8 protein-coding genes are annotated in these 16043 nt (G+C 43.9%); 6 read left to right on the forward strand and 2 right to left on the reverse strand.

What is annotated here, in order from left to right:
• The 6 genes from ACESQI_RS17385 to ACESQI_RS17410 all read left to right on the forward strand — a co-directional run bounded on the left by ACESQI_RS17385 (window position 1) and on the right by ACESQI_RS17410 (window position 13553).
• Window positions 1–1863: a RagB/SusD family nutrient uptake outer membrane protein gene (locus tag ACESQI_RS17385; RefSeq protein WP_195660996.1), complete on the forward strand. Its 1863-nt coding sequence runs from the start codon at window positions 1–3 to the stop codon at window positions 1861–1863.
• 143 nt (window positions 1864–2006) lie between these two features.
• Window positions 2007–6464, forward strand: a complete 4458-nt coding sequence (locus ACESQI_RS17390; protein ID WP_373126609.1) for a polysaccharide lyase family 8 super-sandwich domain-containing protein — start codon at window positions 2007–2009, stop codon at window positions 6462–6464.
• A gap of 85 nt (window positions 6465–6549) precedes the next feature.
• Window positions 6550–7899 (forward strand): glycoside hydrolase family 88 protein, encoded by a 1350-nt coding sequence (locus ACESQI_RS17395; RefSeq protein ID WP_281961975.1) that lies wholly within the window; start codon window positions 6550–6552, stop codon window positions 7897–7899.
• A gap of 815 nt (window positions 7900–8714) precedes the next feature.
• Window positions 8715–9824: a glycoside hydrolase family 105 protein gene (locus ACESQI_RS17400; protein WP_373126610.1), complete on the forward strand. Its 1110-nt coding sequence runs from the start codon at window positions 8715–8717 to the stop codon at window positions 9822–9824.
• A gap of 42 nt (window positions 9825–9866) precedes the next feature.
• Window positions 9867–11957: a glycoside hydrolase family 2 protein gene (locus tag ACESQI_RS17405; RefSeq protein ID WP_229091455.1), complete on the forward strand. Its 2091-nt coding sequence runs from the start codon at window positions 9867–9869 to the stop codon at window positions 11955–11957.
• Window positions 11958–12011: 54 nt separating this feature from the next.
• Window positions 12012–13553 (forward strand): Gfo/Idh/MocA family protein, encoded by a 1542-nt coding sequence (locus ACESQI_RS17410; RefSeq protein ID WP_256143592.1) that lies wholly within the window; start codon window positions 12012–12014, stop codon window positions 13551–13553.
• A gap of 117 nt (window positions 13554–13670) precedes the next feature.
• Here the strand turns inward: ACESQI_RS17410 and ACESQI_RS17415 are convergent, their stop codons facing one another.
• Both ACESQI_RS17415 and ACESQI_RS17420 read right to left on the reverse strand, forming a co-directional pair.
• On the reverse strand, window positions 13671–14132 hold the full coding sequence (locus ACESQI_RS17415) for a low molecular weight protein-tyrosine-phosphatase (RefSeq protein WP_007487419.1): 462 nt from the start codon (window positions 14130–14132) through the stop codon (window positions 13671–13673).
• 80 nt (window positions 14133–14212) lie between these two features.
• Window positions 14213–16012: a glycoside hydrolase domain-containing protein gene (locus ACESQI_RS17420; protein ID WP_278510314.1), complete on the reverse strand. Its 1800-nt coding sequence runs from the start codon at window positions 16010–16012 to the stop codon at window positions 14213–14215.
• Window positions 16013–16043: the final 31 nt, after the last annotated feature.

Consider the following 16043-nt stretch of genomic DNA (forward strand, 5'->3'; position numbering starts at 1 on the left):
ATGAGACTAATCAATAATAAAGCAGGTATAGCCTGCATCATTGGATTTTCGATGTTAGCCAGTAGCTGTTCAGACTGGTTGGATCCCAAACCGCTGTCATTCTATACACCGGAAAACTCGTTTATCAATTATAACGGTTTGAAGACAGGAACCGATATGTTGAATCGCGACGTACGCTATTTTGACTTCTACCCCACTTCCGGTTCGGCAGACCCTTGTATCCTTTCCGAATACTTTTTCTCGGATATGAGTGTCAACGGACGTACAGATGCTGCCAACTCTCCGCAAGATTTGATTCGCCAGATCACTCCGAGCGCTTCATTGACAGGAAATGCCAGTCAGATTAATAACTTCTGGACATACCTTTACAAAGGTATTAAAGATGCAAATACTCTGCTGACCCGTTCAAAAACTGCAAAATTCGATAACGAACAGCAACGCTTGGAAATTGAAGGTCTGGCCTGCTTCCACCGCGCTTTCCGTTACTATCGCTTAGTAAACCAGTTTGGCGACATCCCGTTCATTACAGAGGAAGTTACTGCTCCCCGTTACGATTTCTACACTACTAAGCGTGAAGCTATTTTGCGCTATCTGAAGAAAGATCTGGAACGTACTGCTCCTGCCCTGTCCAATCAAGTATATATCGGCATGGTAACTCAGGCTGCTGCTTACCACCTGTTGACTAAAATTAACTTGGCTTTGGGTGAATTCGATGATGCTATCGAATCAGCCAATAAGGTGATTAATGACGGTGTGCATAGCCTGATGACCCAACGTTTCGGAGTAGACAAAGCAGATCCTACCAAAAATGTAGTTTGGGATTTACATCAGTCAGCTAACAAATCATTACCGGAAAATAAAGAGGTACTTTATATGGTACTCGACCGTTATGATGCCGGAGAAGATGTTCGTTCTGCTGCCGGATTGGAAATTAAACGCCAAGTATTGCCTTGGTACTCCAAAGATGGAGAAATAAAAACCCCAGACGGTAAAAATGGATTCACTGATAATAATGCAACAAAGAATCCTTACCTCGAAGAGTACGGACGCGGTGTATGTACTGCTCGTTCCACCTGGTATCATACTCACATGATCTGGACACCCGATAATACTGATTTACGTCATGCCAAAGGTAACTGGATCGAAATGACCGACCTGGTTTACAACAATCCGGAGTTAGAAAAAAGCAAATCTCCATGGTATGGAAAGCCCCTGCAATTCAGAGACGAGCAAGGCAATGTATTAGTGAACGATACCATCCGTGACTGGGTGGGATGGCCACACTATAAAACCAATATCGCCGACCAGAAAGATAGCTGGTGGCGTGGTGGATGGGCCGACTGGTACGTCTTCCGTTTGGCAGAAACCTACCTGTTAAGAGCAGAAGCTTATGTTTGGAAAGGTGGAATGGACAACCTCCAGAAAGCTGCTGACGATGTAAACGAAGTACGTCGCAGAGCACAGGCATCTGAGTTTACAGCTAATGACATGACCATCCGTACTATATTGGACGAGAGAGCTCGTGAACTCTACTACGAGGAACCTCGTAAAACGGAGTTAACCCGTATCGCTTTCATCTATGCCAAGACAGGAAAAGTTGACGACAAAGGACGTACATACGATATGGAGCACTTTACCGAAAAGAATTTCTTTTATGATCACATCATGGACGTTACCGAATTCTATAATAAGGGCGTGAAGACTTCTGCAGGAAACTATTACACAATGGCTCCGCATCATGTATTGTGGCCAATTGCATTAAATGCCATTTCGACAAATGTGCAAGGACATATCAATCAAACTCCTGGATATACCGGTTCAGAAAACAATATAGAACCGCTGGATATCTCGTTTGATGAATAAACTATAAAAATCTATCTCTCTATGAATATTTAACCAGAATATCCTCGCGTCTCTTTTGTCGACCGGCATCAGGTCGCAGAGGATATTCTTTTTACACAAGTTTGTTAACGACACTTTAAATTCTCTTATAAATTTAACTTATTATGAAACACTTACTTACTACTCTTTCATTAGGGGCTTTGCTGCTTATGGGTGGGCCTACTACCGTACAAGCAGAGAAAGTCACCGTGCCATTAACAGAAGATGGTGCATGGTCTTTTAACTCTCAACCCAGTGCCGTTTATTACAACGGAAAAACTTATTTTACCTGGATTAGTTCCAGTAAAGCATTAATTGTTGCGTCTTACGATCACACAACAGGAGAAACCAAAGAAAAGGTTGTATCTACCGGTTATTCGGATGATTTCTCGTCTCCTGCTATTACAGTGAGAGGAAATGGACAGTTACTACTTTTCAGTTCAGACAATAAGAAAGAAAATGGCTTCTATAGTTGGTATTCCACCAATGCGGAAGACATTACAGAGTGGTCCAGTTCTCAAAAACAGACTGGATATGGAATCAGTTCCACTACTCCTCACATGGTGGGAAATGATCTGGTCGTATTCTGGCGTTCAAAAAACAATATAGGTTACTCTCTCTTTACAAATGTAGCCGATAAAACCGGAAATTTACCTGCAGTTAAAACAAGAGCAGGATTTATCGGCTCTGATATCGGAAATGCATACGCAAAACGCGACGAAGTTCCACAAATGCGTACTTGCCAAGCTGCAGATGGCACTATACACATGGTGGTTACACACTTAGGTACTGGCCTGACTTATAAAAACAGCACGGTACATTATCTGAAGATTAATAAAAATGCCGCAGGAGATAAATTAGAATTCAAAAAGGCGGATGGCACCGCAATCTCCGGCATGCATGTCACCGAGTCTAAAAGTAGTGAACTGGATGTTATTGCCAAAGGAGAGGATGCCAACAAGGTATGGGCGTATGATATTGCACTCGATGCCAGTGGTAATCCGGTAGTATTGTACGATGCTTTCACAGCCGCAGAAGATGGTACTACAACAGGACACACCTACTATTATGCCCGCTGGAATGGAACTGCATGGGAAAGTACAGCAATTACCACCGGAGACGGAGTTCCTATGAGCGAATACAAAGCAGTTGAGGGAAATACTTTTAAAGCCAAGTCTTACCAGGCCGGAGGTATCTGCTTCGGAGCAAATGATTTGAATACCGTTTACTTGTCAAAGAAGGCAGCCGGAGGTACTTTCGAAATCTACCGTTACGAAACCACAGATAATGGTGCTACCTGGGCAGAGAAGGAGGTCATCACTTCTGGAACTCCTGCAGGTGAACTGAATATCCGCCCGATAGCCATTAAAGATGCTCCTGCAGATGTATTCTGGATGCAGGGTATGTATGACAATCCTACTAACTATAAAACTTCCATCTCCTGTGCCGGAGAAGGAGTAGCAACTACCGGAATCTTCTTTGGACAGGACTCTTATGAATTCGTAGCCAACGAAACGACGAACCTTGACGTAAGATTTGCTCCGCTATTCGCTACAGACAAAGAGTATACGCTCGAATCAAGCAATACGGGAGTAGTAGAAATTACCGCAGATGGTAAAGTTCTTTGTAAAGCTACCGGTGAGGCAACAATCACAGCCAAATTGAAGAACAATGCTTCTGTAAGTACCACTTGCAAGGTTACAGTACTGGGAGAATCCGTCTATAAGACTTTCATCAATCGTATTATTACGGATGTTGTTGCAAGTAAAATCTCCACTATTGACCAACTCGATAGAAACGTAGCTTCTTACCTGACACAATTGCAAGACGACGGTTCATTCCCTGATATAGATTATGCATCTGACGCTCGTACAGACTGGCCGCCGATGCAACATCTTGACAGACTGCTCGCTATGGGATTGGCTTATACCCAAACCGAAAGCAAGTATTATGGCAACGATGAGCTGAAAGCTAAGATGGACTTAATGCTTACCTACTGGCATAGCAAACAGCCAAGTTCCAACAACTGGTATCAGAATCAAATCGGTGAACCGCAACGTATGGGACAGTACCTGATTGTTATGCAGAACTTAGGCAAAGAGAAAATCTCTGAAGACCTGTTCAATAAATCTATCGCCCGCTTGAAAAATAAAGGCGGAAGCCCCAGTTCTCAGACAGGAGCAAACCGTGTGGACGTAGCTTTGCACTGGATGTACCGCGCTTGCTTGACAGAAGATGACGACCTGATGCGTGAAGCAATGGATCAGATCTACTCTACTATTGAATATACTACTGGTGCGGAAGGTATCCAGTATGATAACTCATTTACTCAACACGGACACCAATTACATATCGGCGCATACGGCGATGTATTCCTGGATGGTATCACCAAGGCTTGTAGCTATGCAGCCGGCACTCGTTTTACAGTAACCGGACAACAGCTGGATATCCTGAGCAGTCTGGTAAATACGTATATAGGTACCATTCGTGGTGGATATATGTCATATAACGTAATCGGCCGTTCTTCTACCCGCCCCGGTGCAACCAAGAAGGGAACGGGTATCATCGAACGCATGATCGCATTAGATCCTGCCAATACCGATAAATATGAGAAAACCATCGCACGTATCAATGGAACTCAACAACCGTCTTATGGTTTGGAACCCCGAAGCACACATTTCTTCCGTGGTGACTACACACTCCACCAGCGTCCGGAGTATACAGTAGATTTACGCTTGGTTTCTACCCGTACGGCACGCAATGAATATTTGAAGGACAACGGCGAAGGTATCAAGCAGTACTTCATGTCGGATGGTTCTACCGCAATCATGGTAAAAGGAAACGAATACTATAACATCTTCCCGGTATGGAATTATGCGAAAGTACCTGGTGTAACTTGTCCGGAATTCACAGAGATACCGCAAGCCAGCACCTATATCAAGATGGGACAGTCGGCATTTGCAGGTGGTGTAACAGACAGCCTGTGCAGTGTATCTGCTTACAAATACATAGACAATGAATTTAATATAAATTCGTCGGCTAATAAGGCATGGTTCTTCTTCGACAAAGAGATTGTTTGTCTGGGCAACAGCATCAAGTCTGCTTCTGAATTCCAGGTGAACACAACTGTCAACCAGTGTTTGCTGGATGGCGATGTAGTGGTTTCTTCCAATGGTAGCGAATCTACCTTGCAGGCAGGAGATTACAATTACGAGGATAATCTGGACTGGGCCTTCCACGGAAACGTAGGTTACTATTTCCCGCAGAAGGGCAAATTGCAACTGAACGCAGGTGAAAGAACCGGTAACTGGTATGACATCAACACCAACTATGCCGATGAAACAGTGAAGAACAATGTCTTTACTTTATCTTTCAACCACGGCACACAACCAACTGACGGATCATACGCTTATATCATCGTTCCGGGCATCAGCAAGGATGATGCAAAGGCTTATAAGAGCGATAACGTCGAGATCATCATCAACACTGACTCTGTACAGGCTGTTTATCACAAGGAATTGAATATGTACGGATTAGTATTCTACAAATCAGCAGGTTTCAGCAAACATGGTTTGACAGTGGAAGCTGACGCGGGCTGCGTAGTATTGGTGAAGGATGCCGATAAAGCAGAAACAGTAGTATATATCTCCGATCCGACAAATGGTAGCAGCCCGATCAACTTAGGCATTGAAACTCCGGCTGTGAAAGGCAGACGTCTTGTTACTTATCAGAGTGAAGCTCCTTATCAAGGCCGTTCTATGAAGTTCGTGGTGAATGAAAACACACCTGCCTCAACCGGTAGAGATGTTTTGGCAGACCGTTCTGCATGGACCATTACTACTTCTTTGGCAGGCCCGGCAGATGCAACTGTAGGAGGAGACGATCCTAAGAATATAATTGACGACAGTACCGTAACATCCTTCTTGTTTGTGAAACCGGGAAAGACTTTCTCTGGTATCGTAGCACCGGCAGATTATATTCCTTCGTTCACAATTGATATGCAGACTCCGCAGGAAATGGAATATTTCGTTTATCGCCACCGTGATTATAGCAATACGACAACAGGTCTGAGAGCCAATCGCATATCTTTCTATGGCAAGAACAATGAAGCGGACGAATTCACTCCCGTTCTGGAGAATATAACCCTGGATACTTCTGTAGCCGAAAATAAGATATTGTTGCCTAATAAAGTATCTTTCCGTTATATCAAAGTAACGATTACAGATTACGACAAAATTAACAGCAGCACCATCCAGGTTTCTGACTTTAACATCGGTAAGAAAACACTGATGGATATCCCGGAAAGCGGTGATCCGACTGGCATTACAGAAGTAAAAGCCGGCAACAGCGACTTTACCGTATCAGTTTATCCGAATCCGGTGAAACAAGGAGAACAGGTACAGATCATCGCAGGTAATACTCAGGGTATCGAATTCAAGTTGTATGATACAACAGGTAGTATTCGGGCACAGGGTAATACCACAACGATTGATACAAACAGTCTGTCACAAGGTATTTATATCCTGCATGTGACAGATAAAGCTGCCGGTCAGAGAGCCACAGCTAAGTTTATAGTACATTAATTCCTTCTTTTCCGATGTCCGCAACAGCCTCCTTCTCCCCCAAAGGAGGTGTTGCGGATTTTTTATACGCTAACACCCTCTATTTATGAAGAAAAGCATATATGTATCAGGACTGTTCCTCCTATTCTCCTTAGGATGTAATGTAACAGTCGCCAATGGTAACCATACTCCTCCCAGCTACACAGATGTTGAAAGCCAAGTGAAACGGGTAGTAAGCTGGCAGATAGATAACTTCCACTATTCGGCTTCAGGAAACCTGCACGACAATGGCATAGCCTCCTGGGCACATTCAGTATTATACATCGGCCTGTCCGAGTGGGCAACGCTGAGAGAAGAAGAGAGTGCTGCCTATTGGGAGTGGTTGTCCGGTATCGGCACCCAAAGCAACTGGAAAATGAATGGCATTTATCCTTATCATGCAGATGAGTTCTGCATCGGTCAGTTCTTCGCTACCATGTATGGCAAACACAAACAAGATAAGATGATTGCCGGAACCCTGGAGCGTATGGAACGGGTGATGTCCGATACTCGTAATACTTCTATGAGCTACCGGAACAAGGAGGCATGGACGTGGTGTGATGCCCTGTTTATGGCACCGCCCTTGTACGCCCGGATGAGTGTTTTAAAGAATGATACCCGCTATTTTGAATTCATGGACAAAGAGTTCAGAAAAACCTACGACTACTTATTCGATAAAACCGAAAAGCTGTTTTATAGAGACGACAGCTATTTCAACAAGACGGAAGCCAACGGCAAAAAGGTATTTTGGGGCAGAGGTAACGGCTGGGCAATAGCCGGAATCGCCAATATTCTGAAATCACTGCCTGCGAATTCTGAATACAGAAATTATTACGAAAATATCTTCCGTTCATTGGCACAAAGCCTCATCAAATTGCAGGATGGAAAAGGAGCATGGCATGCCAGCTTACTGGACCCGGACAGCTATCCGGCACCCGAAACAAGTTGTACGGCTCTCATTACGTATGCCCTGATTTACGGACTGAACAACGGGCTGCTGACACAACAGGAAGCGTATGAACCTGCAATAAAAGCATGGAATGTATTGTGTGAAGCGATACACGAAAATGGAAAATTAGGCTGGGTACAACCTATCGGGCAGGACCCGAAGAAGGTAACCAAAGATATGACAGCTACTTTCGGCGTAGGAGCTTTTTTGTTGGCAGCTACCGAAATGTATAAGCTGACAAAAGGAGGCGGCACAGGGATAGAGGAAGAAGAAACGGACGAAGATCTCCTTTCCTACCCGGAAACAAGAGTTACCATCTATAATGAACAGGGAGTCAAAGTAGCTAACGAGTTATTGGGAGATCGTACTTGCCAAGCAATCATACAAAAGAATAATCTACCCAACGGACTGTATGTGATAGTTCTACGGAATGGTAATAAAAAGAAAGTCATCAAATACTTATACTGATCAATAATGAATCGAATCTATTTACGATTAGACGATTGACGATGTACGATTGAAGTTACCCTTTTAAAAGCCTGTTTTTCAGCGATGCTAGAGACAGAGTAATTCCAATCGTACATCGTCAATCGTCTAATCGTAAATAGATTCAGTTTTGAACTTAATAACGTTTGTCATTGCTATCTATCTCTTTCTCCGGTATTGATAAAGCTCTATCTCGTAGAGTAACGTAGGAAGCCTCGGTGTGTAACATTGTTTTAGATGTACATGTAAAGCAGTACGACATGTGCATGTGGGACAGTACGACATGTGCATCTCATGCTGCTTTACATGTACATGTAAAACAAGACTGCACACCGGGGAAAGGAACGTTCCTTTCTGAGAAAGACAAAGTACAACACCGGATAACGGTAACAATGCCGTCTACGGATACTTCCTCCATCAAAAAGATAGGATCATAATCTTCGTCACTGTACGGTTTTGAATATATTTCACCACAGAGTAACACGGAGTTCCACAGAGTTTAAATCTTTATTGAAACGCAGATTAACGCAGATTTTCACAAAAGGGAACAAATGTATGATAAATAACTACAGTCCTTTAATCTGTGTTAATCCGCGTTTCATCAGATAAATAATACTCTGTGAAACTCTGTGCTACTCTGTGGTGAGTTCAGTTCATGTCCGATCAGTAATGAATCAATGAAAATTAAAGATACCAACATAGGGTAAACGCCATTTTTAGTGTCTAAAAAGAAAGTGGGTAGTAATACTAAATGATAGTCCCACAGTTAAAGTAGAATCATTAATTAAATCAATTTCATGAAAAAAGGTTTTATGGTCCTTGTTGCCTATCTGATCGGAACTGTAGCATCGGCACAGGTACCTTTCACAAAGGCAGCCACCAAAGAAGTGATGAAAAGAGTAGCCGATTGGCAGATAGCCAATCCCAACAACGGAGCTGAGCACGACGACTTGGACTGGACGCACGCGGCCCTCTACATGGGCATGATAGACTGGGCAGAAATAGCTGAACAGGAAGACGGTAACGATACCTACTACAAATGGTTATTGAAGATAGGGCGGAAGAATCATTTCCAGGTAGGAAAATGGATGTACCACGCCGATTTCATTGCGGTGGGGCAACCCTTTATCGACTTATACAAGAAGTACAAACAGGAGAAAATGATCATGCCGGTAATGGCCCGCGCCAACTGGGTGGTAGAATATCCTGCCAAAACAACCCTGGAACTGGATTACGGAAAGTTAGAGACACTGGACCGCTGGGCATGGTGCGATGCCCTTTTCATGGCACCTCCCGTATATGCCAAACTCTATGCCCTCACGGGAGAGAAAAAATACATAAAGTTCATGAATAAAGAATACAAGGCTACTTACGACTATCTTTTCGATAAAGAGGAAAACTTATTTTACCGTGACCGCCGCTACTTCGGAAAAAAGGAAGCCAACGGAAAGAAGGTTTTCTGGGGACGTGGTAACGGTTGGGTACTCGGAGGTCTTGCCAAAATACTCCAGGCACTCCCTAAAAAAGACAAGAATCGTGACTTTTATGCAAAATTATTTGTTACTTTGTGCACACGTGTAGCAGAGTTACAGAGTCCGGATGGGTACTGGCATGCCAGCCTGCTCGACCCGGCTTCTTACCCTTCGCCCGAAACCAGTGCCACCGGCTTTATTGTCTATGCCCTGGCATATGGAGTGAACGAGGGATTGCTGGATAAAAACACCTTCGCGCCTGTTATCACAAAAGGTTGGCAGGCTATGCTGGATGCCGTAGCACCGGACGGCAAATTAGGTTATGTACAACCCATCGGAGCAGATCCGCGCAAAGTAACCCGCGATATGACCGAAGTGTACGGAGTCGGTGCATTTTTGTTGGCCGGCAATCAAATTTACAAGATGGCAAACTAATAATCATACTATACAGTGAAGAAACATATTTATATCTATTTATTGCTCATCGCTTGCTTATGCAGCTACACGTCTCTCTTGCACGCCCGTGAGACAATAAGTTTCAATCAAGGCTGGCTATTCAAAAAAGGCCCTTTTTCAAGTGAACCGGCAAAGGTTGTCTCCCAATGGAATTCCAAATGGGAGGAAGTGGAAATTCCCCACACCTGGAATGCTAAAGATATGCAGGTAAAAGTGAACTCCTTTTACGAAGGAACAGGATACTATAAAAAGAACTATTATGCGGACAAGAGTTTGCAGGGCAAACGAGTATTCTTACGATTTGAAGGAGTAGGAACCTGTACCGAAGTTTATGTAAACGGAAAACTGGTAGGTACACACAAAGGTGCGTATTCCGCTTTCGCCACAGAGATAGGAACAGCTCTAAAATATGGTGAAGATAACGAGATTCTTGTAAAAACTGATAATACGGCCCGCCCGGATGTTATCCCGGTCAATCACAGTCTTTTTGGAGTATATGGAGGCATGTATCGCCCCGTGTGGCTGATCGTTACGGAACAAAGTAACATAACAGTTATGGATTGTGCTTCGCCCGGTGTCTATATCACACAAAAAAATGTATCGCATCAATCGGCAGATATTACCGTAAAAGTGAAACTGGACAATGGTAGTCTGAAACCGGAATCTTTGGTACTTCAAAATACAATTTACACACAGGAGGGAAAGAAAGTAGCTTCTGACGATCAAGCCATTGAGCTTACTCCGCAAGGAACTCAAAGTTATTGCACTACTTTTAAACTCAAGAAACCTCATTTATGGCAAGGACGCAAAGACCCTTATTTATACAAAGTTGTTTCCCGTCTGTTGGCCGATGGTAAAGTGATTGATGAAGTGACCCAGCCATTGGGAGTACGCAAATACGAGATCATAGCCGGCAAAGGTTTCTATCTGAACGGAGAGAAATATCCGATGTATGGAGTGACAAGACATCAGGACTGGTGGGGCCTGGGAAGTGCTCTTAAAAATGAGCAACACGATTTTGACCTGGCTACTATCATGGATGTAGGAGCTACAACTGTTCGTTTTGCCCACTACCAACAATCCGATTATCTTTATTCCCGTTGTGATAGTCTTGGATTGATTATCTGGGCCGAAATACCTTTCGTTAATCGTGTAACCGGCTATGAAGCAGAAAACGCACAGACGCAATTGCGCGAACTGATCAGGCAGAGTTTCAACCATCCTTCCATTTACGTATGGGGACTCCATAATGAAGTATACCAACCACATGAATATACGGCTTCATTAACACAAGCCTTACATGATTTGGCTAAAACGGAAGATCCCGACAGGTATACAGTCTCAGTAAACGGATATGGACATGCAGAACATCCTGTAAACCAAAATGCCGACATACAGGGGATGAACCGTTATTTCGGCTGGTACGAAAAAAAGGTTCAGGATATTAAGCCCTGGATAGAAAATATGGAAAAAGAGTATCCCTGGCAAAAGCTAATGCTTACGGAATACGGAGCAGATGCCAATATTGAGCACCAAACCGAATATTTAGGGGATGCCCTGAACTGGACCAAACCCTTCTATCCGGAAACCTTCCAGACAAAAACACACGAATATCAATGGAGCGTAATAGCCGAACATCCATCTATCATTGCTTCTTACCTTTGGAATACGTTTGATTTCGCTGTCCCGATGTGGGGACGCGGCGGAGTACCTGCACGCAATTTAAAAGGACTGGTTACTTTTGACCGGAAAATAAAAAAAGATTCTTACTTTTGGTACAAAGCTAATTGGAGTAAAGATCCGGTGCTGTATCTTACACAACGCAGAAACACCGAACGAGAGAAAAAAGTAACTTCCGTCACTATATATTCCAATATAGGTACTCCGAAAGTATATCTTAACGGTCAAGAGTTGAATGGCATACGAAAAGGATATACAGACGTACATTACGTCTTTGATGAAGTGACCTTGAATAATGGTAAAAATACATTAACAGCTATCGTCCGGTATAAAGGCAAAGAATACAAAGACGAAATTGAATGGAACTATACCGGTGAGAAAAAACGGGAAGCAGACTCCTATGTCAACAAAAGTGTACATGCCGGCTGGTAATACACAAAGTATCAAACTTGTTTTGCCACATTTTTAAACTATAAATTATATATCATGAAAGGATTAAAGTTTTTATTATTGGGTGTCTGTGTAGCTTTTGCCGCATGCTCTGCCCAGTCACCATCCGTACAAGTATCGGACAAAGGAACCCACTGGAGCTGGGATAAAGGAACAATTGTAGTGGAGACTCCGGAACGCCCCGCAGGACAGACCAGTGTAATCGGGCTGACTACTCCGAAAATGGATGTCGTTCGCGTTGGTTTTGTAGGATTGGGCATGCGTGGCCCTGGTGCAGTAGAGCGTTTCACACACATTCCGGGTACACAGATTGTAGCCCTTTGTGATTACGAACAGGAACGTGCTGAAAAATGTCAGCAATATCTGAAAAAAGCTTCTATGCCTAAAGCGGCTGTTTACTCGGGTGAAAAAGGATACGAAGAGTTGTGTAAACGTGACGATATAGACCTGGTTTATATTGCTACCGACTGGTTACACCACTTCCCTGTTGCTATCTGTGCTATGGAAAACGGTAAAAATGTAGCCATTGAAGTTCCTTCGGCTATGAATCTGGAAGAGTGCTGGGCATTGATTGACATGTCAGAAAAGACACGCAAGCACTGCATGATTCTGGAAAACTGCTGTTATGACTGGTTTGAAATGAATACATTGAATATGGCTCAACAAGGAGTATTCGGAGAAGTTCTCCGCGCCCAGGGTGCTTATATTCATAATCTGGAGCCATTCTGGGATCATTATTGGAAGAACGGAGAAGCTGATAAGTTAGGCTGGCGTCTGGATTATAATATGAAACACCGGGGTGATGTATACGCTACTCATGGCCTTGGCCCTGTAGCCCAGGCACTGGATATACACCGTGGAGACCGTATGAAAACACTGGTTGCCATGGATACCAAATCGGCAGTAGGCAAAGCACTGGTAGAAGAAAGAACTGGTGAGACCTGCAACAACTTCCGCAATGGTGACCACACTACAACACTCATCCGTACAGAGAATGGAAAAGTGATCGAAATACAGCACAATGTAATGACTCCGCAACCTTACAACCGTTTATATCAGCTTACGGGAACCAAAGGCTTTGCTAATAAATACCCGGTACAGGGTTATGCACTGGATGCCAAGCAAATGAGTGCTTCGGGAGTAGAACCCAAAGTGGACGATCTTAGTTCTCATAGCTTCCTGCCCAAAGATGAGATGGGTGCTTTAGTAGAGAAATACCAGCATCCTATTCTGAAGAAATATGGCGAAATGGCTAAAGAAGTAGGTGGACATGGCGGTATGGACTTCATCATGGACAGCCGTCTGGTATACTGTCTGCAAAATGGCTTGCCACTGGATATGGACGTATATGATATGGCAGAATGGTGTTGCCTGGCAGAACTGGGAGAATTGTCTATGGACAACAATTGTGCTGCAGTGGCTTTCCCTGACTTTACCCGTGGCGAATGGAATAAAGTACAAGGTTATAAGCATGCTTATGCCAGCCCTGAAGACGAAGCCACCACTATGGAAAAGGCCAAAGCTTTCACAGAAAAACTGAAAGAGCAGGGAGCCAAAGAGTGGGCTGAAGAGAAATAAAAGGAGTTTGTAGCTTCTAATCATAAAGAGAGCCATCTTCAATCTGTCGGACAGGTTGGAGATGGCTCTTCTTTTAATCGATAAGCATTACAAATGCAAAGATACACTAAGTATATTCTACCGTAGATTATTCAGTAACCCGCTACAGGCATCTTCAAGCACATCAATCACATACTCAAAACCTTCAGCACCTCCATAATACGGATCGGGAACGTGATCGGCAGGAATACGGGTACAATATTCCGTCATGCGATGAATTTTCTTCTGCTCTTCCGGCCCCGGGGCACGCTCTTTCAAATCATCAATGTTCCGGTCGTCCATTCCGATAATAAGATCGAAATCATAAAAATCTTCAGTACGTACCGGACGGGAACGGTGAACCAGATTGTAACCACGACGGGCAGCATGAGCACGCATCCGGCTATCCGGCAACTCTCCCTGATGATAAGATAAAATGCCGGCAGAGTCTATCACAAACTCCTTTTCCAGACCAGCTTCTTTCAGAAGATGCAACATCACCCCTTCGGCTGTAGAGGAACGGCATATATTACCGAGGCAAACAAACAATATTTTCTTCATAAATTCAGCAAGTTTAGTTGATTAAGAGACAAGGGAACAAGGAGCTGCGTTCTATTTTTATGATGCACCATACTCCCGCACTACAATGAGTTCAAAATCTCATTCGCCCTATTTACAGTTACAGCAGCAGGTGTCTCCGGGAAATCAGTCAGTCGGAAAGCAGCCAACATCTTCTCTATCTTTTTCCAGCCTGCTTTGTTACCTTTCTCCAAAAACTCTTTACGCAGTAAAGTTATCTTTTCATGTGCCTGAATCCCTTCAATCAGCTTTTCGAACCGGATAGAACTACGCGCACCGGGATATACCAGATACGTATCCCCTCCTGCCCAGGTACGGAAACGAGAGTCGAGCAAGGGTTCGAGCGGCCAGCTATTGTATGCCCAGCGCAGATAACCATTCAAATGTTTCTGTGCTGAATAGAAACTCATCCAAGCAGCCTCGGCCGGATCAGAAAAGGTAAATGTATTGGGATAAGCCTCAGCACAAGAGGTATAATAAGTGGTCGGTTTATTCTCCGAAGCGCGGCGCATACGCACATCGACCGGAAACTCCTGTCCGATACTGATGCAGTAATCATAAAGAGCCGGTTCAATCTCTGCATGATAATTACCTGCCAAAGATACTTTGAACTCCGGATCGGCTTTGCGAATCACTGCCAATGTCTTTTGCATCACTTCCATCGGACGTTCATCCATAGCAATCGTGCAAATATCAAACCAACCTTTTTCCCGTAAATGCTTCGAAAAGGAGGATAACATAGCCACCCACATTTCTTCGTACTCTTTTTCTCCGGGAGCTGTCTTCACCGCTTGCAACGTATTGGAAGCCTGGTCAAAATATTGAAATGAGAGTTCCCAAGGTACCATTGAATAACAATTTATCTGCCGGTTGATACCCGTACTCATCATAAACTCTACCCAACGGTCGAACACTGTATAATCAAAGCTCCAGGTACCATCCGCTTTTTTCATCCAAGTCACCATTGTTTCAAAGAAATCTTCTGTCTGTCCGTTCCAGGGTTTGTGCATTATACTGGCAGTAATAATCTTCTGGCCGGCATCTGCCAACATCTTCATCAACGGCCGCATGGCATCCAGATGTTCCTGACTCCAAAGCGGTACCTGATAATAACGAGCCACAGCAAACGGATTTTGCCAAAGATCGAGATGGTAAGCCCACTGGGAAGGAACAGGCAATACCCGGTTGGCCACCTGAATTTCTAACCGAAGCTTACCCAACAATTGTTCACCATCTTTAATCAGTAAATCTCCTTTATAAACTCCGGGAGCTACCGATTGCGGTATCTGACATTTTACCCAAACAGGTTGTGTAGTCATTGGCAGAAGTTGCATATCCTGTATGATATGATCTATTGGATCTGCCACCAACAAAGAATCAAATAAAGAATGATCGGGACGATATCCGCAACCACCTTTCTTATCCTTATTCAGTTCATCCGTCATTACATAACGGACAAAGCCAAGGTTGCAGGCATCAGCAGGAATCAGGTCACCTTTGTTATTCTTCAAATCAGTGAGGCTGCAATTCAACTCTTTTACCTCGCTACCTGTCCATACAACGGCCTGCGCATTTACTCTTTCGCCACGCCAGGCACGTAACCGAAGAGTGTTTTGCTGTTTTAACCCCGGCACAACATGTTTTGCATAACGTACATCTGTGGTTCCCCAGGAAGTATGCGGAGATTTAACCGCAACCCATTCCTGCGCCGAGGGCTGCACCGGGTCCGGCAACTCTATATAAGAGTTCACCGGGTAAGGAGCTTGCCCGGTCGGCACTCCACACTGGGTTGTTCCTTGCTGAGCAAAGGAGATTCCTGTACCCAACATACAAGAAAATAAAAATACCGTAATTCGCTTCATAGTTTCTATTCTAAGGGTAAATAAATATATA

Origin of the sequence: Bacteroides sp. HPS0048 (assembly GCF_964240755.1) — a bacterium.
GTDB lineage: Bacteria > Bacteroidota > Bacteroidia > Bacteroidales > Bacteroidaceae > Bacteroides > Bacteroides nordii.